We start from the raw sequence: 23,322 nt of genomic DNA on the forward strand, positions 1-23,322 counted from the left end.
AAGAAAGCGCTATAAAAAGAAGCCTCGCAACGCGGCGGGCGGTGCGAGGCTTCTTTGGTTGCTTTAGTTGCTGGGCCGTCCTTACCCGCGCGGCTTGATTTTATCACGCAGCGACTTGAGGTTCTCCAGCGCCGCGTTAAGTGTCTCGTCTCGCTTGGCAAAGTGGAAACGAATCAGATGGTTGACGGGCTCGCGGAAGAAGCTCGAGCCGGGTACGGCGCCCACGCCCACCTTAGACGCGAGGTCCTCGCAGAATTTGAGGTCGCTATCATATCCAAACTCAGAGATGTCCATCATGACGTAGTAGGCGCCCTGTGGCACGTTGTGCTCAAGACCGATGCTGTCGAGTCCCTGGCAGAACAGGTCGCGCTTGGCGGCGTAGAGGTCGAGGACCTCCTGGTAATAGCTGTCGTCGAATTTGAGGGCGGTGACGACGGCTTCCTGCAGGGGAGCGGCGGCACCCACGGTGAGAAAGTCGTGGACCTTCTTGATGCGCTCGGTGATCTGGGTCGGGGCAATGGTGTAGCCCAGACGCCAGCCGGTGATGGAGTACGTCTTAGACAGCGAGCTGCAGCTGATAGTGCGCTCGAACATGCCGGGCAGCGTGGCCATATAGACGTGCTCGTGGGGCGCGTAGACGATGTGCTCGTACACCTCGTCGGTGATGCAGTAGGCGTCGTACTTTTTGCAGAGGTCGGCGATAAAGGTGAGCTCCTCGCGCGTAAAGACCTTGCCGCAAGGGTTGGAAGGGTTGCACAGGACAATCGCCTTGGGATCGTTATCACGGAAGGCCGCCTCGAGGACCTCGCGATCGAAGTCGAACGTGGGCGGGTTGAGCGGCACATAGATGGGCTCGGCACCTGAGAGGATGGTATCGGCGCCGTAGTTCTCGTAGAACGGCGAGAAGATGACGACCTTGTCGCCGGGGTTCGTAACCGTCATCATGGCGGCCATCATGGCCTCGGTGGAGCCACAGGTGACCACGATGTTCTGGTTGGGGTCAACCGGCATGCCCATAAAGTGCTCCTGCTTGGCAGCGAGCGCCTCGCGCATGGCCTGGGAGCCCCAGGTGATGGAGTACTGGTGATAGAGCGGCTTGGGGTCGCTGGCGATGGCGCTCAGGCTGTTGAGCAGCTGCGCCGGGGGATCGAAGTCAGGGAAGCCCTGCGAGAGGTTGACGGCGTCGTACTTATTGGAGATGCGTGTCATGCGGCGGATGACTGAATCGGTGAATGTTGCCGTGCGATTGGAGAGTTCTTTCATGCTTGTCCTTTCGAACATCGGGGTGGGGCAAGTTTACTCCTATGGAACCGGTAGGATTTGCCCGAAATGGATCCAAAAAGCTCTTTTCAAAATTCTTGAAAATTGGGGCTTGCATCGCATGGCGTTCCTTGCAATAATAGTCGAGCGCGAAGCGCACAGGACACGGTGGGTGTAGCTCAGTTGGCTAGAGCGACGGGTTGTGGTCCCGTAGGTCGAGGGTTCGAGTCCCTTTACCCACCCCAGTTCTTGCTTCGTGTTGATATCGGGTCGTTAGCTCAGTTGGTAGAGCAGGGGACTCTTAATCCCAAGGTCCAGGGTTCGACCCCCTGACGGCCCACCACACGATATCTCCTCTAAAGTCCGGACAACGGACTTTAGCTTTGGGTCGTTAGCTCAGTTGGTAGAGCAGGGGACTCTTAATCCCAAGGTCCAGGGTTCGACCCCCTGACGGCCCACCAAAGCATGTAAGACGGTCAACGAAAGTTGGCCGTCTTTTTTGTTGACCTCACATGGGGTCGAACCCGAAAGGGCGCGGAGCTTAGAAAACGCGTAAGCGTTTGCCAGCGCAGCGCGCAAGGCGCCTTGGCGCCGCAGCGGCCGCCTGCGCAACAAGCTGACCCCCTGACGGCCCACCAAAGTAACCCGGAATATTTACAAATCGAGTCTACCCTGTGGATCGGCAAAGCCGTCAGTACCCTCCTTGAGTTTCTTCTCGTCTGCCTTCACGCGACGCTCGAGCTTCTTTGTGTCCTCGGCAGGTGGTAGATTTTCGGGGACAATTCCGCGGTCGATGAGGCTGCCACGCACGCTTGTGTTGTTCTCGACGTGCTCTTGCTTGATCTGGTCCAGACCGTACAGGTCGTGTTCCTCTGCGTTGAAAGCAGTCATCGAGTTCGTAAGGTCCTTTGCTTTGATGAGGACATCGGCTAACCTGTCCGCCAATGCCGCGCTCTTGGGTACGCCGAGCTGCTGCTTCATTTCCGCCGTGCTTCTGCCGCCGAATAACGCTTCATCGCCCTTCGACTTGATGATCGCGAATCCTTTGGAGTCCACGCCGCGTTTGAACGCAATACCCGAGAGCTGTTTCTCTGAATCGGATAGCGAGTGGCGCGCCTGCAAGCGCTGAATCTCTGCGAAGCGCTGCTCTATGAGCTCTTGGCGGCGCGTCTGCACGGCAAAGTATGCCTGGGCGAGTGCGATCTCTGGCTTGTTTGAATCTCCGTTCTGGGCGATTAAATAGCATGCATAGCGCGTAAGTTTGTAGTCTTTAACCGCGCGAGCGGCGACACCGGCAGTTACCATTTTCGTGGTGTCACGAAAATGGGAATCAACTGGAGTTTTGTTTGTTTCGCACGAGACTTTTGCCCTCTTAACAACTTCGGCGAAGTTCTCCCATCGAGTGTATCCCATGGGTTCCATTAAATCGCGTGCGAGCCAATACTCAACCCCGTCTTCCACATTGGCGTAGCTATCAAGTTCGACACGCCACTTCTCGATATCTCTACTATCCATATCTCCTCCTCGCTGGCCTATTGTCCATGCGGGCTTTGCCCGCTCTGTATTCAGAATAAGGATACGCTGTCGTGCGGACACGAATGGGCCCCGTGTCACTTCGAGCTCACGGGACCCATGGATATCGATTAGTTGTGTTCTGCGTTAGATAGGCGTCCAGTTTAATTCGCTCGATAGTGCGAACCTAGGCTTTCGGTTCGTTTGCGCATGGCTTTGACCATCTCCGCAGCCAGCTGAATTTGCGACTGTAGGCGCGCGAGGGCAGCGATTTCGCTGTCGTTGGCACGCGGCTTATTTAGAGTCGTGGCTTCATCTTGCAGGCTTTCAAGCTCCTGCAGCGCCTTGGATAGACCCGCATCGGTCCTGTTGATCATGCAGTAGGCGCTCATTGTGTGCTTGAGGCAGCGGGTTAGGCGCTCGGCGACTGCTGTAGCGATGCCATGCTCGGGGAGGGCGACATCCACCGGTGCGTCAGCCTCGGGAGCGTCCAGTGCTGCTCGAGCCGCTGATGCGCCAGCGATACGCCCGAATACGATGCCATTGGCGCTCGACAGGCCTCCGATGCGGTCGGCGCCGTGCATGCCGCCTGTTGCCTCGCCACAGGCGTAGAGGCCCTCAATGCCCGTGTACGCGGTCTTGTCGATCTTGATACCGCCGTTGGCGGCGTGGGCATACATCGCCACGCGCATCTCGTCGCTCGGCGCGATACCATGCTCGTCTTGCAGCCAGGTGGCAAAGGTCTGCACGAACTCGGGAATATTCTCGCGAGGGAAGTCGTAGTGGAGCGCTAGGCCTTCGGCACCTGCTTGATCGATGGCAAGATCGATGGCGCGAGAAGCCAAGCGCGAAGTGAAGGGGCCATATCCTGAGCGTTGCTCAAGCAGATCGTCTAACTTTTCGTTGGCAATGTCGACCGGTTGGTCGAACGTGACGTAGCGCCAGGTCTTTTCGTTAAAGACCAGGTTGCGCTTAGGTTCAATGAAACCGGGCATCATCTGAATGAACTCTATATTGGTAAGGGATGCGCCGTGCGCCAGTGCGATGGCCTGTGATGAGCTGAGTACATCGGCCGAAGTGAGGCTGCGCTCGAACAGGCCGCCCGTGCCGCCCGCAGCGATGATAGTGGCCTTTGTTGTAAAGGTCACGATGCGCTCGTCTGTTTGGTTGTAGAGCACGGCGCCGGTAATCTTTCCGGTTGTGTCCTCAACAAGATCGATGAGCTCGTGGCGGGGGAGCAGACGAATGCCAAGAGACTTGATCTGGGCCGCACACGCGTCTTCAAGAGGCTTGCGGGTCAGACCGCGCCACATGCGTGTCTTATGGTCAAAGCAGGGGATAAATTGCTTTTGCTGGGCGCTCTCGGTGCTTTGCGGACGCTGGAGTTCTACGCCCACATCCTGTTCGAGCCAGTCAATCGCTTGGGGAATGCCGTGGACGAACGTCTGGACGAGTTCGGGGTCGGCAGCGCCGCCGCCGACGGTTTGGATGGTGTCGATGAGGTCTTGCTCGTCGTCTTTGTCGACGGGGCCAATAAGGCCGAGGCCCCAGGTGCCCGGGAAGAAGCTCGATCCGCTCATGGTCTTGCCGGCGCATGCGATGGCAACGGTCGCGCCCGCGCGTGCTGCTTCTATGGCGGCGCAAAGGCCCGCGATGCCCGATCCGATTACCAGTACATCAGTTGATTCCATGGGATTCCTTTCTCGTCCGCGCATTGTCGCATGGGTGATCGGCAAAGATATCGCAAAGATTGGATAAATCGGCAAAGGGCAAATATGGCACGTGGACGTTGAAGCCACTTGGCGGCTCCTTCTCCTCACACTTCATGTTCCATCAGAACTGATATATCGGATCTCGAACGTTTTATGGCAACAAAAAAGAGCCACTACCCGGGTGGGTAGCGGCTCTAAAGCTCAACTATATGAGCATCGCGCGGGCGCGATTAGGCCTTGAGGGCCTCCTCGACGGCGACAGCGCAGGCGACGGTGGCACCGACCATGGGGTTGTTGCCCATGCCGATGAGACCCATCATGTCGACGTGCGCAGGCACGGAGGAAGAACCGGCGAACTGGGCGTCGGAGTGCATACGGCCCATGGTGTCGGTCATGCCGTAAGAGGCAGGGCCGGCGCCCATGTTGTCCGGGTGCAGGGTACGGCCAGTGCCGCCACCAGAAGCGACGGAGAAGTACTTCTTGCCAGCCTCGAGGCGCTCCTTCTTGTAGGTGCCAGCGACGGGGTGCTGGAAGCGCGTGGGGTTGGTGGAGTTGCCGGTGATCGAGATGTCGACGTTCTCGTGCCACATGATGGCAACGCCCTCGCGGACGTCGTCGGCGCCGTAGCAGTTGACGGCGGCGCGGGGACCATCGGAGTAGGGGATGGTCTCGACGACCTTGAGCTCGCCCGTGAAGTAGTCGAACTGGGTCTTCACGTAGGTGAAGCCGTTGATGCGGGCGATGATCTGAGCGGCGTCCTTGCCCAGACCGTTGAGGATAACGCGCAGCGGCTTCTTACGAGCCTTGTTGGCGTTCAGAGCCAGGCCGATAGCGCCCTCGGCGGCAGCGAAGGACTCATGGCCAGCCAGGAAGGCGAAGCACTCGGTGTCGTCGGAGAGCAGCATGGCGCCCAGGTTACCGTGGCCCAGACCGACCTTGCGGTCCTCGGCGACGGAGCCGGGAACGGTGAAAGCCTGGATGCCCTCGCCGATGATGGCGGCAGCCTCAGAAGCAGTCTTGGCGCCACGCTTGACAGCGAGAGCGCAGCCGAGGGTGTAGGCCCACTCGGCGTTCTGGAAGGCGATGGACTGGGTGTTGTTGACGATCTCACGCGGGTTGAAGCCCTTGTCGGTGCAGATCTGCAGAGCTTCCTCGAGGGAGGCGATGCCGTTGTCGGCGAGGCACTTGTTGATCTTGTCAGCGCGGCGCTCGTAACCTTCGAACGTAACAGTCATAGTTATTTCCCTCCCTTTCTACTCGTGAACCGGGAACACGCTGGCGACGGAGTGAGTCTCCTCGTCGGTGCGCGGGTCGATGTACTTGGCAGCGTTCTCCCACTGACCATAGTGGCCCATAGCGCCAGCGATGGCCTCCTCGGGGGTCTTGCCGGCCTTGACGGCGTCGGTGAACTTACCGAGGTTCAGGAACTCGAATGCGATGATCTCGTTCTTGTCGTTGAGAGCCATGCGGGTGACGTAGCCCTGAGCGAGCTCGAGGTAACGAGCGCCCTTGGCCTTGGTGCCGAACATGGTGCCGACCTGAGAGCGAAGGCCCTTGCCGAGGTCGTCGAGGGAGGCGCCCACGGGCAGGCCGCCCTCGGAGAACGCGGTCTGGCTGCGGCCGTAAACGATCTGCAGGAAGATCTCGCGCATAGCAACGTTGATGGCGTCGCAGACGAGGTCGGTGTTGAGGGCCTCGAGGATGGTCTTACCGGGAAGGATCTCGGAAGCCATGGCGGCAGAGTGGGTCATGCCCGAGCAGCCGATGGTCTCAACGAGGGCCTCCTCGATGATGCCGTCCTTGACGTTCAGCGTGAGCTTGCAGGCGCCCTGCTGAGGTGCGCACCAACCCACACCGTGCGTAAGACCGGAGATGTCGGAAATCTCCTTAGCCTGGACCCACTTGCCCTCCTCGGGGATGGGTGCGGGGCCGTGGTATGCACCCTTGGCAACGGGGCACATGTTCTCCACTTCCTGTGAGTACTGCATGCCTCTCCTCTCTATCGTGTTGGCGTCCCGTCTGGGGGTCGTGGCTGGCGATTGCCGGGCGACCCTTCGAAAGGGACATGACATGCAGCCCCTATAATACCGCGAAATGCACGGAATATTCGGCGAACGGCTCAGTTTTCGTAGCGAGAAGCGCGGAACTTTCAATTGAAGCGATTTAACCAGACTATTTGCGGTCAAGCGACATTTTGTAGGGTGTTAGTTTTTATTAAGGTTTTGATTAGCTTTTGGCAAGACAGCGTTGCCTGACCTGTGGCTATATTGCCGTTCGCCATCGGATTGCCGCCTTTTACCGTCGACGGGTGCCATTTTGCGTGAATGTTTTGATGGCACGCTTCAATCGTGATGTATTGGATGGTAAGCAGATCCCGGCGAAGGGAGCGCCATGCAGCGCGTTTGGAAAACGATCACCGGTTTTTACCATGTTTGTGCCCGCGGTATGGGCGGGCAGTTGATCTTTAAGAGCGACGAGGACCGGTGGGAGTTTTTGGAACTGATGCGCGACTGCTGCCGCGATGCCCAGGTGACGATTGTGGCGTGGTGTCTCATGAGCGACTACGTGGATCTGGTGCTTTTGGATTACGAGGACGAAATGAGCGCTGCTATGCAGCGGCTGCTGTTGACGTATGCTCGTCGGTTCAATAAGCGCGCTGGGCGCGCGGGCTGCCTATTTCGTGAGCGTTTTGAGCGCCGCTCGCTCGATACCGACTGGCAGGTGATGGAGGCTATTCGCTCCGTACACGCCGATCCGCAGGAGGAGGGCATTAGCCTAATCGAGCGTTATCCCTGGAGCAGCTTTGCGGAGCATCTGCGCGCTTACGACAGCGATGCGGCCGATGTCACGAGGGGATTTTCCGATCCTTCTTGCGTGCTTGAGCTTTTTGGTTCTGCCGAGGGCTTTATTGCCTATTCGCTAGCGATGTCCGGCGGCGGCGAGCCAGCGCTGTGCGATATGAAAGAGACGGAGTGGGAACGCCACGCCTTTGCCGACAGGTTGGCGAAGAGCCTCGGGGCTCCGCTCCACGGGGTTAAAGCCGCACCGCCGGCGCGGCGCGATGCCGTTATCGTTGGATTGCGCGATGCCGGATTTACGGTGCGTCAGATTGAGCACTATACCGGGATTGGCAAAAGTACGGTTTCTCGTATTGTGCGCGCTTATGCGCAGGTGGACGCGCAGGCCGAGAGCTCGAAATAAAGGCAGAAAAGAAAATGGCCGAATCGCGAAAGTTAAGCGATTCGGCCAACAGAATTCTTCAGATTTGAGACAACTATTACTGATTATTTTGTCCCGTGAGCATACCGTCGAGGGTGCGCCAGGCGAGCTCGGCGCATTTGACGCGGGCGGGCATGTGCGAGATGTCCTGGAGCTGGGCGGCCTCGTCCAGGTCTTCCAGGTCCTCCTCGGAGAGCTGCTCGCCGCGAATCATGGCGAGGAAGAGCCCTGCCAAGCGACGTGCTTCCTCGACCGTCTCGCCGGTGATGAGGTCGGCCATGATGTCGGCGCTGGCCTGGCTGATGGCGCAGCCGTGACCGGTAAAGGAGGCCTCCTCGATCACGCCGTTCTCGACACGCAGCTGCAAGGTGAGCTCGTCGCCGCAGCTGGGGTTGATGCCGTCGTGCTCGTGCGTGGGGGCATCCATCTCGTACTTGTAGTCGGGGTGCGAGTTGTGCTCCATAAACGTGGTGGAGGTGTAGAGGTTACCCATTGAACGTGCTCCAAACGTGATGCAGGCCGGCGATGAACTTGTCGATATCGGCCTTGTCGTTGTAGAAGGCTACACTGGCTCGGCAGCAGGCAAGGTTCTCGACGCCCAGCCAGGTGAGCAGCGGCTGCGCGCAGTGGTGACCGGCGCGGATGCAAACGCCGTCCATGTCCATGATGCTCGCGACATCGTGCGGGTGGATGCCCTTGACGTTAAAGCTGACGACGCCGTGGTGGTTGTCCCAATAGATGGAGCCGATGATCTGGACAAAGTCGAGCTGCATGAGCTCGCCCATCAGGTAGTGGACGAGTGCCTTCTCACGGGTCTGGATATTTTCGTAGCCTACCGTGTTGACCAGGTAGTCAAGCGCCGCGCCCGTGGCGAAGATGCCGGCGGCGTCCTGCGTGCCGGCCTCGAACTTCTCGGGGACGGGCGCCCAGACGGCGTCCTGCTCGGTGACCGAGTCGATCATCTCGCCGCCGGTGAGCATGGGCGGCATGGCGTTGAGCAGGTCCATCTTGCCCCACAGCACGCCGATGCCCATGGGGCCCATGGCCTTGTGCGCGCTAAAGGCAAAGAAGTCGGCGCCCAGATCGGCCACGTTGACCGGCATGTGCGGCAGCGACTGTGCACCATCGACGACCAGATAGCCACCGTACTTGTGCACGAGCTTGCCGAGGTTCTTGACCGGGTTCTCAACGCCCAGGACGTTAGAGACCTGACCCACGGCCAAGATCTTGGTCTTGGGGCCCACCTTGGACAGAACCTCCTCGGTCGTGAGCTGGCCGGTCTTGGTGGGGTAGAGGTAGACGAGCTTGGCGCCGGTATCGCGGCAGACCTGCTGCCACGGAATCAGGTTGGAGTGGTGCTCCATGATGGTGATGACGACCTCGTCGCCCGGCTTGAGCACCGTAGGCGCAAAGCTCTTGGCGACCAGGTTGAGCGACTCGCTCGTGTTGCGGGTGAAGACGACCTCGTTGGCCTGGGGGGCGCCGATGAGGTCGGCGATCTGCTGGCGCACCTTCGCGATGGCCTCGGTGGCCTCGACGGACAGTGAGTACAGGCCGCGCAGAGGGTTGGCATTCATGCGCTGGTAGAAGTCGCGTTCGGCGTCGAGCACGCAGGCGGGACGCTGCGCGGTGGCGGCACTATCGAGGAAGGCGATCTCGGGGTGCTGCTGGAACAGCGGGAACTGCGCCTTGTAGGGATTGGTCTCGATGTCGACGGTAGGCCAGCCGCGCGAGGCCTCGTCGCTGGCGTCGAGCTCCATGGGCTCGGGGGCAGTACAGGTGTCGCATTTAACGTGCTCGGTGTCGATCATGCGAGCTCCTCCTCAAAGTTGTCGATCAGGTTATTGCCCAAGCGGACGACGGCAGCGCGGGTGCGCTCGTCAGTGGCGGAAAGCGCGGCGTCCTCCAGCTTGGCGCGGATGAACAGGTCCTCGGCGGCGTTTTGGTCAAGGCCGCGGCAGGCGAGATAGAACAGCTGCTCGTCACGGACGTGACCGATGGTGGCGCCGTGGTTGCCGGCGACGTCGTCCTCGTCGCAGAGGATGACGGGGACGGTCTTGTTGTCGACGCCCTTGTTGGCCAAGAGCACCGTCTCGCGCTCGGTGCCGACGGCACCTTTGCAGCCGTGCACGAGGTCGATGGTGCCGCGGTAGACCTTCTTGGACATGCCAGTCAGCACGCCGTTGGCGTCGATCTCGCACTCGGTCTTGCGACCGCGGTGGCGCAGCTCGTAGTTAAAGTCACGCACCTGTTCGCGGGCGCCCAGGTAATCGGTATCGATGGTCACCTTGGCGGTGTCGCCCAGCAGGTCGCCGGCAAGGCCGGTGGCGCTGGCGCCGGCACCCAGGACGGTGTGCTGCACGTTGACGCGCGCGCCCTCGTCTAGGAACAGACCGGTGTCATCGAGTGCGATCCAGCTGTCGTCGAGCGTCTGCGTGCAAGTCACGTTGACGGTGGCGTACTCGTGAGCGCACACCCGCAGCACGGAGCCCACGACACCCTCGCCGGCAACGGGGGAATCCAAAGCGATGTGCAGGTCGAGCGTCGCCTGTGGGCGGGCGACGACATCGATAGCGGCGATGGCCGCGGCAGCGTCGACGCCACTCACACGCACGGTGACCGTGGCGTGCTGGTATGCGGGCACGTCGATGACGATGCGCTTGGTGGCGTGGTCGGCCAGGTAGGTGTAGGCGGCCTCGCCCATGCCGGTCTCGAAGGCCTCGGCAGGGGAGAGCTCCTCTTCGAGCTTGATGGCGCCGGCCTGGTAGACAGAGGTGGCGGGCACGTCGAGCTCGGTCTCTGGTGTGATGCGGGCGCGGTCGGCAGCGTCGCCGGGGGCGGAGGCGCGGCGCTCGGGGAAGCGCTCGGCCATGGCGTCCATGGTGGCGTCGAAGGCGTCGGCAGTGCCGCGGAACTGCTCGTCCAGCCCCTCGACCTCGACGGCCTCGGCAGGAGCGACGGTAAGCTCGTCCGAAAGCTCAAGCTTGGTCTGGTTCATGCGCAGCCAACCCCAAGTGGCGGCAGGCATCGCATTAACCTGCTCGAGCGTGGTGGCGGCGGTGTTCGTGGTCTGTTTCATTATCCGATCGCTCCTTCCATCTCGAGCTTGATCAGGTTGTTCATCTCGACGGCGTACTCCAGCGGCAACTCCTTGGAGACCGGGTTGGCAAAGCCGTTGACGATCATGGTGCGGGCCTCTTCCTCCGAGATGCCGCGGCTCATCAGGTAGAACACCTTATCGTCGCCGATGCGGCCGATGGTGGCCTCGTGGCCGATGTCGACATTCTTGGCGCGGATGTCCATGGCGGGGATGGTATCGGAGCGGCTTTGGTCGTCGAGCATCAGCGACTGGCAGCTCACGGTTGCCTTGGAACCCTCGGCCTTGGGCGTGGCCACGATGGAGCTGCGGAAGGTCTGGATGCCGCCGCTCTTGGAGATGCCCTTGGTCTCGACGGTTGCCGAGGTATCGGGCGCGTTGAGTACGACCTTGCAGCCGGTATCGAGGTTCTGGCCGGCGCCGGCAAAGGTGATGCCGGTAAAGCTCGAGCGGGCGCGGCGACCGTTGAGCACGCTCATGGGGTAGAGGTAGCCCACGTGGCTGCCGAAGGAGCCGCTGATCCACTCGATGTCGCCGTCCTCGTCCACGCGCGCACGCTTGGTGTTGAGGTTGTACATGTTCTTGGACCAGTTCTCGATGGTCGAGTAGCGCAGGTGCGCGCGCTTGCCCACAAAGAGCTCGACAGCGCCGGCGTGGAGGTTGGCCACGTTGTACTTGGGTGCGGAGCAGCCCTCGATAAAGTGCAGGTCGGCATCGTCCTCGACGATGATGAGCGTGTGCTCAAACTGGCCGGCGCCCTTGGCGTTGAGGCGGAAGTAGCTCTGCAGCGGAAAATCGAGCTTGGTGCCCTTGGGCACGTAGACAAACGAGCCGCCCGACCACACGGCGCCGTGCAGGGCCGCAAACTTGTGGTCGGTGGGCGGGATGAGCGTCATAAACTTCTCGTGGATGAGCGGCTCCCACTGCGGGTCGTGCAGGGCCTCCTCGATGCCGGAGTAGACGATGCCCATCTTGGACGCCGTGTCCTGCATGTTGTGGTAGACGAGTTCGGAGTCGTACTGCGCGCCGACGCCCGCCAGGTAGCTACGCTCGGCATCGGGGATGCCCAGGCGCTCAAAGGTGTTCTTGATGTCGTCGGGCACCGACTCCCAGTCGTGCTTTTGGTCGGTGTTGGGCTTGACGTAGGTGACGATGTTGTCCATGTCCAGGCCCTCGATGGAGGGGCCCCACGTCGGGTCGGGGAAGCGGTTGAAGATCTCGAGGGACTTGAGGCGCAGGTCGAGCATCCACTGCGGCTCGTCCTTCTTGGCGCTGATCTCGCGCACGATGTCGGGCGTTATGCCGGCGTCGAGGCGCTCGAATCCCTCCTCGCCATAGGTGAAGTCGTAGAGGCTGCGGTCGATGTCCGCGACTTCGGTGCGGTTCTTGGTCATTGCGTCGCCCCTTTACGCCTGCTGCTCGGCAGCGGCGGCCTCGGCCTGGGCGCGCTGCTCGGCGGCCTCGCGCTCGAAGGTCTCAAAGCCGTTCTTGTCGATCCAGGGGATAAGCGAGGCGTCGTCCTCGCGCACGATGTGGCCCTTGACCATAACGTGGACGCGGTCGACATCCAGGTGCTCCAGGATGCGCGTGTTGTGCGTGATGATGAGCATGGAGCCGTCGCAGCTCTTGCGGTAGGCGTCCATGCCGTGGCTGACGGTGGACAGGGCGTCGACGTCCAGACCCGAGTCGGTCTCGTCCAGGATGGCGAGCTTGGGCTGCAGCAGCAGGAGCTGGAGCATCTCGACCTTCTTTTTCTCGCCGCCCGAGAAGCCCACGCCCAGCTCGCGGTTGAGGTAGGCGGTGTCCATGTTGAGCTCTGCCGCGAGCTCCTTGACGCGCCGGCGGAACTCCTTGCCCTTCATCTCCAGGCCGGGGCGGCCGGCGATGCTGGCACGCAAAAAGCTCGACAGCGGCACGCCCGGGATCTCGACCGGGGCCTGGAAGCTCAGGAACAGGCCGGCGCGCGAGCGCTTATCGGTGGTGAGCTCGGTGATGTCCTGGCCGTCAAAGACGATGCGGCCGTCGTTGACGGTATAGACAGGGTCGCCCATGACCAGGTGGCCGAGGGTGGACTTGCCGGCGCCGTTGGGTCCCATCAGCACGTGGGTCTCGCCGGCGGCGACGTTGAGGTTGACGTTGTGGAGGATGGTCTTCTCGTCCACGGAGGCGGTCAGACCTTCGATGGAAAGCAGCGGATTTGCGCTCATGCTGTCCCTCTCTGTATATGGTGTACTCATAGGTGTACTAAACCCTAGGAATCTTCTCGGAATAAAGTTACTATGGGTTCGGCGTTAGTCAAGGGAAAACCCGACTAATCCACTCGACTTTTTAGATGTGGGACATAATAATCAGGTTTGTTTGCCCCGCGTGCATAAGATTTGGGACAAATAGGCCTGGTATTTTGTCCCGGCAACGATGAGAGGGTAGGTATGCTCATTTCTTCTAAGGGCCGCTATGCCCTCCGGCTGATGATCTATATCGCGGCGTTGGGCGACGCCGAAGGCAAGATTGCCCTGCGCGAGGTCGCCGACCGCGAGCATATCTCGCAAAAGTACTTGGAGCAGCTGGTTCGTCCGCTTATGAAGTCGGGCCTGCTTAAGAGCGTGCGCGGCAAGGGCGGCGGCTACATGATGGCCAAGGACCCCGCCGAGGTGCGTGCCGGCGACATCCTGCGCGCCGTCGAGGGCAGCACGGCTCCGGTGGCGTGCGACGGCATCGACAACAGCTGCACCCGTAGTGATCTGTGCTCAACGGTCAAGTTCTGGCGCGGTCTGGACGACGTGATCGAAAAGTATGTCGACGGCGTGACCCTGGCCGACCTAGCCGCCGTCCCCGAGATCAACTTTGAGATTAAGCTGTAGGGCTGCAAATGGCATCTCTCGACAAGGTGTACAAGCAAATCGAAGATTTTGCTCGGGAATGTGACGCCGAGAAAGTTGTGCTGTTTGGGTCTCGCGCTCGAGGCAACAACTTGCCTAAGAGCGATATTGACATCGCCGTAGCAGGTTGCCGGGATTTCGGCCGTTTCTCATATTTGATCGAGGAGCGTCTTGATACTCTTTTAGATGTAGATGTCGTCAATCTCGATGAGTCCTTATCGCAGCAATTGCTCGATGAAATTGCCAGGGATGGTGTGATTCTGTATGAAAAAATATGAGAACTTTGCCAGCGCCTTGGCGAATCTTGAGGATGCGCCCAATCAGGATCTCAACAATGATTTTGTTCAGAGTGGATTGATTAATAAGTTCAATCTTCAATTTGAACTGAGCTGGAAGCTCCTTAAGCGTCTGCTCGAGTATGAGGGTGCCACGCTTGCCGCGTCGGGGTCTCCTCGTGCCATCTTGAAGGAGTCCTACCGATTCTACGACTTTATTGATGAGGCAGCCTGGCTAGATATGCTCAGAGACCGCAATACGAACGTCCATATCTACGACAACAAGCTCGCTCAAGATTTGATTCAGCGCATCTTGGACGTCTATATCCCTGCTTTCTGCCAGTTGAGGGACGGGCTGATGGAGCGTTACGGCGAGCTTCTGTTGGCGCCTGACGACCAGTTTGTTTAATTCCTTAAGATTTCGCGGAGGGTTGTTGCCGTTTACCGAGGGGTTGTTGTGCAACAACGGGCGAGCTGGGATACTTAGATTCATCTTTGCAAACTGCACTTTAACTACACCAATGCAGGGAGGATCTTATGCAGCCCAAGCATTCCGCGATTGTCGCGGGCCTGACGTTGGCGCTTTCGTTTGGCGCCGTTTCCGCGCCGGCACCCGCCGCTGCCGAGGAGCCCACGCCGGGCGTTGCCTCGGATGCCACCGATATCGATAAGGGTCTCTACACCCAGCAGTCCTTCTCGGGCGTGCTGAGGTCGGTCCAGGGCGTTTCGTTTGTCAACGTGACTCCCGAGATGAAGTACTTTACCAAGTACGAGAGCCATGGTAACTACAACCAGGGATTTTCGTATGGTGACGGCTATAACGCACTGGGTTACTATCAGTTTGATCGCCGCTGGTCGCTCATTCCGTTTATGAAGCAGGTTTACAACTACGATTCTGCCAAGTACAGCATGCTCAAGGATGCGATTGATCTCGGCGGCGAGATTTCCAACGCGAGCAATGCCATGTACGAGAAGGGCCAACTTACCGAGCTGGGCCGTATTGCGCAGGAGGCCTTCCAGGGCGCTTATAACACCGATCCTGTCGAGTTCTCGGCGCTTCAGGACGCTTATGCGTACAACTCGTACTATGCGGTGACCGAGGCGTGGCTCAAGAGCGCTCTTGGCATTGACATCTCCGGCCGCGCCGATTGCGTCAAGGGCATGGTGTGGAGCATCACCAATATGTGCGGCACCGGTGGTTGCAGGGATTTCTTCCGTTGGGCAAATCTTTCCAACGATATGTCCGACCGCGAGTTTGTGACGGCGCTCTCCAATAGCGTGGTCAACAACGTGGCGACCAAGTATTCGAGCCAGCCCCAGTATCATGAAGGCTGGAAGAACCGCTACCGCAACGAGCTAAAGGACTGCTTGGTTTATATCGCTGAGGACGAGGCTGCCGCCGCGACGCCCGTGCAGCCCGAGCCCACACCGGCGCCCTCGCCGACACCTGATTCGAATGACGACTCGAGTGACGATGCCAACGATGACAGGATGGATGCGCCCTCGACCGATGCTGACGGTAATGGCTCTGCTGGTGGCACTACCAACGACGGCTCTACCTCGAACGGCTCCAATTCGAACGGCTCTGCTGCGGGCGATTCGTCTTCAAGCTCTGTCGGCAATACGGACAGCGACGCTTCTGGTTCGACCGACGCTGACACCTCTAACTCATCCACCGGCTCGAGCGATTCGTTCGTTGACACCGGCTCTAACAACGGCTCCGGCTCTGACGCAACCCCTGATTCCGATGCTTCCAAGGGCGACTCGAATAAAGCGCCGGACGCTCCCGTTGCTTCGCCGGACAAGAAGCCCTCTTTCTCCGAGCAGCTTGGTTCTACGCTGGGTTCTTCGCTGATGGCTGGCGTCAATAACGGCTCGACCCAGAACAAGGACAACTCTGATCAGGTTTCCACGGAAAAGACCGAGGCCGCAAAGGGCGACTCCAAGGACAAGGCTTCCGAGAAGACCGAATCTGATAAGGGTTCTAGCTCTGAGGAGAAGGACGACAAATCTGCTCAGAAGAAGGACGAGAGCAAGACCGAGGGCGAAAAGAAACAGCCCGAAGACGACGACAAGAGCGGTGCTGACAACCAGGCCCAAGAGCAAAATGACTCCAAGACGGTGACCACTACAACCACGACGACTACAACGACCAAGTCATCTGGCGGTAACATGCCCAAGACGGGCGACCTTATCGTTATGGCGAGCCTTGCCAGTGCAAGCTTGGCCACACTGGGCGCTACGTCTATCGTAAGTGGTAAGCATAAGCTCGATCAGCAGAAGAAGGCTTCTGGGGAGGACGGCTCGGAGGAGTAGCCTCTTGGTTGCTAGATAACTAAAGAGTTGGGACGGGGTCCGGTGCGAATGCATCGGGCCCCGTTTTGTTGTGCAACGATTAGTTATGCCCCCTCATACCTCTTGTTGCTACCGTTGCCCGATATGTTCGCGCGGCGTCGTCGGTACGCGCGAGGCGGTCATTACAATTGGCATCATGCTGCGATTTAAGGGGAACGTTGCGATGTCTGAACAGGCAAATAATGGTTGTGCTGCCGACTTTGGCGTGCGTCTAATCGGCTGTACCGACGATGCGGTTTTGCCCATCAGCATGCACGACTATGCGGAGGCTCTTGGTTGCTGCACACTGGTCGACAAGACGATGCTTATTGCCGATGTGCTGGATTGCGAAGCGCCCGTTATGGCGTGCTGCCGACCCGAGGGTTTTGGCAAGAGCATGAACTTGTCGATGCTCAAGGCTTTTCTGGAGCGTCCCGTGGTCGGGCAGGTCGATCGGGGCCTGTTTGCTGGTTCCCAGATTTGGGATGCGGACGGCGGGCGCTATAGGAACGAGTACGCTTGCTATCCGGTGATATCGCTGGACTTTTCTGGCGCTGCGAGGCGTGGTGCCTCTGTTGTCGGCGTCGTGCGTGATGCTCTTTCGGGCGAATGCGCTCGCTTGATGCCACTCTTGGAAGCTCCGGATTTAGCACGAGACAAGGTACGTCACATCGAACGCGTTGCGCGTGGCGTGGCGAGCGCGGACGAGGTTGACTCGGTGCTCGGTGTACTCATTGAGCTGCTGGAGATGGCCTGCGATGAGCAGGTTGTATTGCTCGTTGATGGGTACGACGCGGCGTGGTCGCCCAGTGCGAGCGCGAGGGACGCTTCCGGCGCCGGTCCGGCGGAGCTGCTCGATCGCGTGCTGTTCGACGCCATTGCCACCGCGGGCCATTCGCTACGGTTGACGTGTCTGATGGGGGAGCGTCCCGGTCCTGCCGAGGAGGCGCTTTCTTCGCGCAGCTGCTCGTATCGTCTTTCGACGCCCCTTTCGACGTGGTGCGACCGTTGGTTCGGCTTTTCGGATACCGAGGTCGAGGCTCTGTTGAGTCATGCCGGACGCGAGGAATACCTGGATGAGGCGCGTGAATGGCTCGAGGGATATCGGTTTGGCAGGACCTATTGCTCGAGTCCGGCGCGTGTGATCGGTTTTCTGGACCGAGGCTGCACGGCGCCTGTGCGTGCCGACCTGTATGGGTATGCCGATTGCCTAAGTAGGGTAGTTTGTGACTGGAATCTTGATTGCCTTTCGGCTCTGTTCAATTTGCTCGAGGCCCATGGATGCGTTGAGGTCCCGCTTTGTTTGGGCGCTGCGGGGCCAGAGGCCTCGTCTGATGATGGCCTGTGGACGGCGCTGTATCTGTCCGGTTTCCTGACGACGGATATGACTGAGGAGCCGGAACATGGCAATCGCCTCCGTGCTCTGCGGTTGCCCAATAATGAGCTTCGCCAAGCCTTGCGTCTGGTAATTATTGAGTGGTTTGAGTGTGCTGCCGAAGACACTCGAGACGTTGATGCGTTTCGCGACGGGTTGTGCCGTGGGGATGAGGATGCGGTGAAGCGGGCGTTAGAACGCATCCTGGGAGATGCGGGAATCGGTGCGAACAACCCAGATGCGCAGCTGCCATATCACCTGCTCTTGCAGGGACTCTGCTTTGGATTGCCGGGCTATGCCAATCCTGCCTCGAGGCGAAAGCGTGGCGCGGATCGCTGGGACATCCAGGTATTTCCTACGGGCACCGTGTTTGACGTGGCAGACACGATCGGCATGCTCGACGAGCGTCCGCTGATAACGGTCAATATGATGTTTGACCCCGGTGTGAACGCGCTGGGCCTAGAGCTACTGGCCGTTCAGGCGCTGCTCGACATAGAGCGCGACGGTATCGACAAGATTCGCGTACCGCGACCCGGTGTGGGCCGCATGCGCTGGGGATTCGGGTTTGACGGGTGTCGTGTGGCAGCGGTGTGCCAGCGGCTGTAGGGGTGTCAGCTACTCTGCGTCCTTCATGGGCGGCATGGGCTCCCAGTCGGGATCCTTGATAATCTTGCGAGCATCTTTCATGCCACGGCGCAGCGCCGGGATGCCGGTCTTAAAGCACTTATCGACCGCTGCCAGACGAATGAACTCCTTGCAGAAGGTCGCGGCATTGCCCAGACGGAACAGGATGGGGTGGTAGTCACCGTAGATCTGCATGTAGCGGGCCAAAAAGCCGCGATTGCGCATGATGTAGTAGCGGTTGGTGTCGCTCGTGGAGTTGAGCTGGCGTTTGCCGGCGATGTCCCAGTTAGAGACGGCGCGGGCGCGCCTGAGCACCACGTCGGCAACCACGGCGGCGGGGAAGTGCTGGCTCGCAACATAGCCGTAGCAGGCATCGTCGCCGTAGATGAAAAAGCGTGCATCGGGCAGGCCGATCTTGTCGACTACGCGGCGCGAGAACAGGCCGCCTTCAAAGCACAGCTGGTTCATGGCGCGGTAGCCCTCGGGGCCCAGGTCCCACTTAGCGATGGGGTTGGGGATACCAAGCGAAAGGATGAGCTGGTACTGCCAAAAGAAGGCACCGCCGTCGAAGTCCAGGCGCGAACCCTGGATAACGTCGTAGCGGTCGGTCCACTTGGCCAGGCGCTCAATGCCCTCGGGGATGACGAGCACGTCGTCGTCCATCACCCAGAACCACTGTGCGCCTAGGTCATAGGCGCATTTGGTGCCGGCGGAAAAGCCGCCCGCACCGCCGCCGTTTTCGAGCTGCGGGGCGTAGATGACGCGGTCGGTGCCACCCTTTGCGTCGGGCTGGTCGGTGTCGATGCCCCACAGCTTGGCGAGGCGCTCGTTGAATGCGACGCACATGGCTTCGGTCTCGCGCGAATTCTCATTGTCGACAATCACGATGCGCCAGGGCGCGGCCGTGAGCTCGGTCATAGATTCGAACAGGTTGGCCAAGAGCTCCTGGCGCTTGTACGTAACGACAACGATGGCGAGCTTATCGATGGGAGCGGGAAGGGTGGAAGTCATGAACGAGAATATCCTTTCGCGTGGGCAGTATATCGGCCCTGCGGAATAAACAACGTGTCCCATGGGACACGACTATTGTAAGCGTAGGCGGGCGCTCGCGAGTAATGTTCCGCTAATCACCAAGAACGTTTGCTACAAGCCTGGTTGACGTGTGGCGAGATTGCAACCGCGCATTGTGGTATTACATAGGAGCCGATTCCTGTGGACGCGATCTTTGTGTTTGGATGCCCTGTGAATAAAACTCGTTTAGCTTCCTTTGCCGATAGCCTTCCCGTCAAGGTCATGTTGCTGTTTTTGGTTCTTCAGGCCGCATTTGTCCTGAGCAATACCGCGGCAAATTGTCTGCCGAGGCCCGTCATCGAGTCGCATGTGCAGGGTTCGGAGTCCTCTGCCCTGTTGTCTGACATGTATGTCTACGACCACCGTGTTGCAGCTGGTCCTGTTTGCTTTGATAACAATCGCTTTATCATTGAAGTCGCACAGCAAAAGGACCAAGGTTCTCCGTTTAAGACGATGACTGTTGCCGAGATTGATGACGTTACGAAAGCCGGTGGGATTACGCATCAGCAGTACTACCGGTATTGGCATGGATGGCAGCTACTTACGAATGCCTGCCTGTTTATTGGCGGTATCGACGTTGTCGTGGTGCCTGCGGCCGCTCTGGCGATTGTCGGCTCCGCTTGCGCTTACGTTGCCTTGCGGAAGCGGTTTTCAAAGCCAGTGACGTTGGGTTTCCTTGCAATCCTGCTGTTCTCGACCAATCTGTTTTTCAATTTTATCGGTGATCTGCTGCTGTGCATCTCGTTCTTTGTGGCGCTCATCATGATGTCTTGCATGAGCCTTCGTTTGGGCTCGGCCCCGAACGCACGGGTTTTCACAAGCCGCCTTGTCCTTTGGTCGATAGCGACGGGCGCCGTGTTTTCGTTTCTTGACTTTTTAACGATTCCTGCCGCAGTTGTCGCCCTGCATTGCTTTTTCGCCTTCATTGCGCTCCCCAAGGGTGAGCGCCCCAAGCGTTGCGTCGTCACGATGCTGCAGGCGCTCTTTGGGTTTGGGCTTTCGTTTGTGTTTACCTGGGCGATGAAATGGGTTGTCGCGGTATTTGTGCTGGGCTGGGACGAGGTCTTTTCGAACGTTCTGGGCGAGATGGGCCTTTGGTCTGCGCATGGGACTTCGTCACTGTTGCCCCAGGCTGACTGGCCTCAGATTTTGAAGGAGTTTTATTGCATGAGCCCGCAGCTGTTCGCCATTTGCTCAACTGCCGGTTATGCGATGATCTCGAACGTCGTTTGCCTTGTTTCGCTTGCTGCCGTATTGGCGATTTGGGTTGCCGTGCTCGTTTGCTCGATACGGGGCGGCGCACAAGGCGGTCGTCGTCGAAAGGTGTTGATCCAGTCGCTGCTCATGGCGCTGCCCTTGGTTGTTGTTCTGGGTTATTTTGTTGTTATGCATGACCATGCGATCGTTCATATTCCGGTATTTGGCTGCAAGAATTGGGCGATTGTCTTTGCGATTTTATTTGTTTCGGGTGTAAGCGCGCTTCGTGGTCTGAGGAGTCAGAAGGTCGCTTAGCCGTTCATACGGGCCTTGATGGCCTCGACTACGGCCCTGCGCACGATGTCCACGAGGAGCAGGGAAAGCGCGAGGCAAAGGCTCATAAGGATTCCGAGCAAAATGGCGGCGGCTGGACGGGGCGTTCCCGTTTGGATGCCTGTTGCCATGGTGTAGATTGCATTGTCGAAGATGGGTCGCCAGACGTTGCAGGTAAACGACTGCACGGTGTAGAAAGCGAGCGTTCCTGCGGCGAGAGATATGATTGTCTCGTCTGCAGCAGTGACTTTGTGGCGCGGCTGATGGAGTGCTGCGGCGGCAACGGATGCGGCGGCCAAGATAAAGGATATGACGGAAGTGGACTTGTAGGAGAGCTTCCAGAGCGTGTTGTACTGGCTGTTTGCCGATAGCAGAAGCTCGAGCGCGATGGTGGCGGCAACGAGTCCGATGAGTACGATCTTGGATTTTTGAGCGCCGGATGCGTTGCCGTGGCATTCGAGGACAAAGCGCATTTCTCCAGCTGCAATAAACGCGACCAGGTAGGTAACGGCGCTCATGAGTTTGCGCCACAAAATGATACCGGCCGCTTCGTTTGCCGTCGCCGCGATGTAGCAGTTGATTCCAAATGTTGCGAGCACAAGAAGTGCTACGACAAACGGGGCTCTTTTGCTGCCGATTCGCTGCCGCATCAACGCAATCACTGGGACGAGCAATACTGATGCCGCGTAGACCCAGATAAACTCGATGCCCAACGTGAGCCAGCCAATCTCATGCAGCGAGATTTCTGGTAGGGGATACACGTACATCGAAACAAAAAGGCAGGTGGCGCAATAAAAGAGCGTGGGCAAGACGATCTTCTTTAACCGCGTAAACGATTTACTAGCGAGGTCCAGCGCGGATGAACCGTTTTGGAGGGAACGAACCGCCGAAGGGATAAGGAAGTAGCCCGAGATCATAAAGAAGACCTCGTTGGCCCAACAGCCCAGCAGGTTGATAAAGCCGAGCGCGCCGGAGTAAGGGAAGAGGGCGAGAGTCGCGTAATCCGGCAAGCCGACGCAGGTCGCCTGGAAGGTCCACTGAAACGTGTGGAATATGGCAATCCCGGCGACCGCGAATAAGCGCAGCGCTTCGATGGAGGTATTTCTGCTTGCCTTTCTGCCCATCAGACTATTTTCCAGCGCGCGCGTTGTATGAACCAAAGTGCGATGCGATCATTTTTAGAGTTTGCTTGGGCCCCTTATTCCATACGTTATACAAGCCCTCGCCCACGAGGTCCTTGGCGTATGCGCAGTAGCTGATTTTAGGGTCGGCGATGCCCATATACTCGGCATAGAGCTTTTTGGCCGCGGGAGTAACGCGAGGATTGGCAAATACCAGCTCTTGCGGCATGCGTTCGAACATCCTGTGGATCGCCCGCTCGATTTCGGGGTGCCCCTCAATTCCGGTGTGCTCGATCATGATGCCCATATAGGTGAAGCCGCGTGTGATTTGCGGTGTCCAAACGGCGGGGTCGGTGACGTTGAGCCGCTCAAGAATATCGACCATGTCGTTCCAGCGATTAAACGGCATCAAGGGGTCGCGCTTGGCCAGAGTGGCTGCCTTTTCGGGTGTTTCCTCGCGGTAGCAGTAATACGGCTTGGGCCAGTAAGCGATCGCCTTTGCCTGGCAGAGCGTTTCGACAAGGAATGGATTATCGGCCCAGCCCGCACCGGGGATTTCCTTAAACCAGATATTGTTTTGCAACAGGAAGTCGCGACGATAGATTGCCGACCAAATGGACGGATGATGGGCCAGCAGGTGTGGAGCGTCGTGAATGGTGAACGGTTGCCGAGGCGGTTTAATGCGACCGCGATATGCGCAGTGAAGTTTGACCTCTTGGGGGGTATCGGGGTTGCGAATGATCCAATACGGGGTCTCAATAATATCGAGCTTGTTCGGATCGCCAAATTCGCGCTTGGCAAAGGCAAGCATGTCGGAGTACATTCCGGGCTCGATCCAGTCATCGGGCTCGAGGATGGCAATCCAGTCGCCCTTTGCCTCGCGAATGCCCAGATTGCAGGTTGCGCCGTAACCCTGGTTTGCCTTATCGATCACTCGAACGCGTGAGTCGCGCGCAGCGAAATCTTGCATAACGGCGAGCGAGTTGTCGGTGGATCCGTCGTTGATGGCGAGGATCTCCAGGTTGATTTTGTTTTCGTTTAATAGGCTGCCTATAGCCTGAGAAAGATACGGCTCGGCATTGTAAGTAGGCACGATTACGGTCAGCATTCAAACACTTTCTCTAGGCGATTTGGAAGAATTATACCTAATTGCGTTTGCAACGGTTTTAGTTGCATTTGGGTGAAGGCAACGGTAAGGGTTGCTAATCAATGCATGATGATTTCTTGAAAGAGCTCTAACGGCTGCGTTACGTCTTAGCGGGATATTCGTCCAACTTGATTTGATTGCATCGGAATAGAATTCTTTATAAGGT

General features: G+C 58.7%; 20 protein-coding genes and 3 tRNA genes. 10 read left to right on the forward strand and 13 right to left on the reverse strand.

Going from position 1 to position 23,322, the window contains the following annotated elements; genetic code table 11:
- Positions 1-81 precede the first annotated feature (81 nt).
- Positions 82-1,263 (reverse strand): aminotransferase class I/II-fold pyridoxal phosphate-dependent enzyme, encoded by a 1,182-nt coding sequence (locus AAAX73_RS04355; RefSeq protein WP_349125136.1) that lies wholly within the window; start codon positions 1,261-1,263, stop codon positions 82-84.
- A gap of 165 nt (positions 1,264-1,428) precedes the next feature.
- On the opposite strand from AAAX73_RS04355, the gene AAAX73_RS04360 reads away from it, so the two are divergent.
- From AAAX73_RS04360 to AAAX73_RS04370, 3 genes are all read left to right on the forward strand, one after another.
- A tRNA-His gene (locus AAAX73_RS04360) sits at positions 1,429-1,505 on the forward strand.
- 22 nt (positions 1,506-1,527) lie between these two features.
- A tRNA-Lys gene (locus AAAX73_RS04365) sits at positions 1,528-1,603 on the forward strand.
- A 42-nt stretch (positions 1,604-1,645) separates the two neighbouring features.
- Positions 1,646-1,721: transfer RNA gene (locus AAAX73_RS04370), tRNA-Lys, on the forward strand.
- Between the two features lie 193 nt (positions 1,722-1,914).
- Here the strand turns inward: AAAX73_RS04370 and dinD are convergent.
- From dinD to AAAX73_RS04390, 4 genes are all read right to left on the reverse strand, one after another.
- Positions 1,915-2,775 carry a DNA damage-inducible protein D gene (gene dinD / locus AAAX73_RS04375; RefSeq protein ID WP_118079689.1) on the reverse strand — a complete coding sequence of 287 codons (861 nt, stop codon included), beginning with the start codon at positions 2,773-2,775 and terminating at the stop codon, positions 1,915-1,917.
- Between the two features lie 161 nt (positions 2,776-2,936).
- A complete protein-coding gene (locus tag AAAX73_RS04380) occupies positions 2,937-4,463 on the reverse strand; it encodes an FAD-binding protein (protein ID WP_349125137.1) in 1,527 nt (508 codons plus the stop codon).
- Positions 4,464-4,714: 251 nt separating this feature from the next.
- The gene (locus AAAX73_RS04385; protein WP_022094815.1) at positions 4,715-5,719 is read right to left on the reverse strand and encodes a GGGtGRT protein; all 1,005 of its coding nucleotides are present in this window, start codon (positions 5,717-5,719) and stop codon (positions 4,715-4,717) included.
- A gap of 18 nt (positions 5,720-5,737) precedes the next feature.
- Positions 5,738-6,472 carry a nitrogen-fixing protein NifU gene (locus AAAX73_RS04390; protein WP_006235554.1) on the reverse strand — a complete coding sequence of 245 codons (735 nt, stop codon included), beginning with the start codon at positions 6,470-6,472 and terminating at the stop codon, positions 5,738-5,740.
- A 403-nt stretch (positions 6,473-6,875) separates the two neighbouring features.
- Here AAAX73_RS04390 and AAAX73_RS04395 point away from each other — a divergent pair, with 403 nt between their 5' ends.
- A complete protein-coding gene (locus tag AAAX73_RS04395) occupies positions 6,876-7,685 on the forward strand; it encodes a transposase (protein ID WP_349125138.1) in 810 nt (269 codons plus the stop codon).
- 76 nt (positions 7,686-7,761) lie between these two features.
- Here AAAX73_RS04395 and sufU read toward each other — a convergent pair whose 3' ends face one another.
- From sufU to sufC, 5 genes are read right to left on the reverse strand one after another with little or no spacing between them, the layout of a single operon-like run.
- Positions 7,762-8,196, reverse strand: coding sequence for a Fe-S cluster assembly sulfur transfer protein SufU (sufU, locus tag AAAX73_RS04400; protein WP_117821356.1), 435 nt, complete (start codon positions 8,194-8,196; stop codon positions 7,762-7,764).
- Positions 8,189-9,514, reverse strand: a complete 1,326-nt coding sequence (locus tag AAAX73_RS04405; protein ID WP_349125139.1) for a SufS family cysteine desulfurase — start codon at positions 9,512-9,514, stop codon at positions 8,189-8,191. The genes sufU and AAAX73_RS04405 overlap by 8 nt, the downstream gene beginning before the upstream one ends.
- Positions 9,511-10,782: a SufD family Fe-S cluster assembly protein gene (locus AAAX73_RS04410; RefSeq protein WP_349125140.1), complete on the reverse strand. Its 1,272-nt coding sequence runs from the start codon at positions 10,780-10,782 to the stop codon at positions 9,511-9,513. Before AAAX73_RS04410 ends, AAAX73_RS04405 begins: the two co-directional genes overlap by 4 nt.
- Positions 10,782-12,194 (reverse strand): Fe-S cluster assembly protein SufB, encoded by a 1,413-nt coding sequence (gene sufB, locus AAAX73_RS04415; RefSeq protein WP_117640948.1) that lies wholly within the window; start codon positions 12,192-12,194, stop codon positions 10,782-10,784. The genes AAAX73_RS04410 and sufB overlap by 1 nt, the downstream gene beginning before the upstream one ends.
- Before the next feature lie 12 nt (positions 12,195-12,206).
- Entirely contained in the window at positions 12,207-13,007 is an 801-nt protein-coding gene (sufC, locus tag AAAX73_RS04420; protein ID WP_006235561.1) for a Fe-S cluster assembly ATPase SufC, read from the reverse strand.
- 222 nt (positions 13,008-13,229) lie between these two features.
- Between sufC and AAAX73_RS04425 the strand changes: the two genes are divergently transcribed.
- The 5 genes from AAAX73_RS04425 (at position 13,230) to AAAX73_RS04445 (ending at position 18,269) form a co-directional block, all read left to right on the forward strand.
- Positions 13,230-13,661, forward strand: coding sequence for an Rrf2 family transcriptional regulator (locus AAAX73_RS04425; protein WP_118079701.1), 432 nt, complete (start codon positions 13,230-13,232; stop codon positions 13,659-13,661).
- A gap of 8 nt (positions 13,662-13,669) precedes the next feature.
- Positions 13,670-13,957 carry a nucleotidyltransferase domain-containing protein gene (locus AAAX73_RS04430; RefSeq protein WP_118079703.1) on the forward strand — a complete coding sequence of 96 codons (288 nt, stop codon included), beginning with the start codon at positions 13,670-13,672 and terminating at the stop codon, positions 13,955-13,957.
- Positions 13,944-14,363, forward strand: a complete 420-nt coding sequence (locus AAAX73_RS04435; protein WP_118079706.1) for an HI0074 family nucleotidyltransferase substrate-binding subunit — start codon at positions 13,944-13,946, stop codon at positions 14,361-14,363. Before AAAX73_RS04430 ends, AAAX73_RS04435 begins: the two co-directional genes overlap by 14 nt.
- A 128-nt stretch (positions 14,364-14,491) precedes the next feature.
- Positions 14,492-16,270 carry a hypothetical protein gene (locus AAAX73_RS04440; protein WP_349125141.1) on the forward strand — a complete coding sequence of 593 codons (1,779 nt, stop codon included), beginning with the start codon at positions 14,492-14,494 and terminating at the stop codon, positions 16,268-16,270.
- Positions 16,271-16,472: 202 nt separating this feature from the next.
- Complete coding sequence (locus tag AAAX73_RS04445) at positions 16,473-18,269, forward strand: AAA family ATPase (RefSeq protein ID WP_349125142.1); 1,797 nt, start codon at positions 16,473-16,475, stop codon at positions 18,267-18,269.
- Positions 18,270-18,278: 9 nt separating this feature from the next.
- Here the strand turns inward: AAAX73_RS04445 and AAAX73_RS04450 are convergent, their stop codons facing one another.
- A complete protein-coding gene (locus AAAX73_RS04450) occupies positions 18,279-19,298 on the reverse strand; it encodes a glycosyltransferase (RefSeq protein ID WP_349125143.1) in 1,020 nt (339 codons plus the stop codon).
- A 405-nt stretch (positions 19,299-19,703) separates the two neighbouring features.
- Here AAAX73_RS04450 and AAAX73_RS04455 point away from each other — a divergent pair, with 405 nt between their 5' ends.
- Positions 19,704-20,870: a hypothetical protein gene (locus AAAX73_RS04455; RefSeq protein ID WP_349125144.1), complete on the forward strand. Its 1,167-nt coding sequence runs from the start codon at positions 19,704-19,706 to the stop codon at positions 20,868-20,870.
- Here AAAX73_RS04455 and AAAX73_RS04460 read toward each other — a convergent pair.
- Positions 20,867-22,012 carry an acyltransferase family protein gene (locus AAAX73_RS04460; RefSeq protein ID WP_349125145.1) on the reverse strand — a complete coding sequence of 382 codons (1,146 nt, stop codon included), beginning with the start codon at positions 22,010-22,012 and terminating at the stop codon, positions 20,867-20,869. The two genes, AAAX73_RS04455 and AAAX73_RS04460, sit on opposite strands and share 4 nt — an antisense overlap.
- A gap of 4 nt (positions 22,013-22,016) precedes the next feature.
- On the reverse strand, positions 22,017-23,117 hold the full coding sequence (locus AAAX73_RS04465; protein WP_349125146.1) for a glycosyltransferase: 1,101 nt from the start codon (positions 23,115-23,117) through the stop codon (positions 22,017-22,019).
- Positions 23,118-23,322 lie beyond the last annotated feature (205 nt).

Origin of the sequence: Collinsella sp. CLA-ER-H9 (genome assembly GCF_040092295.1) — a bacterium.
GTDB lineage: Bacteria > Actinomycetota > Coriobacteriia > Coriobacteriales > Coriobacteriaceae > Collinsella.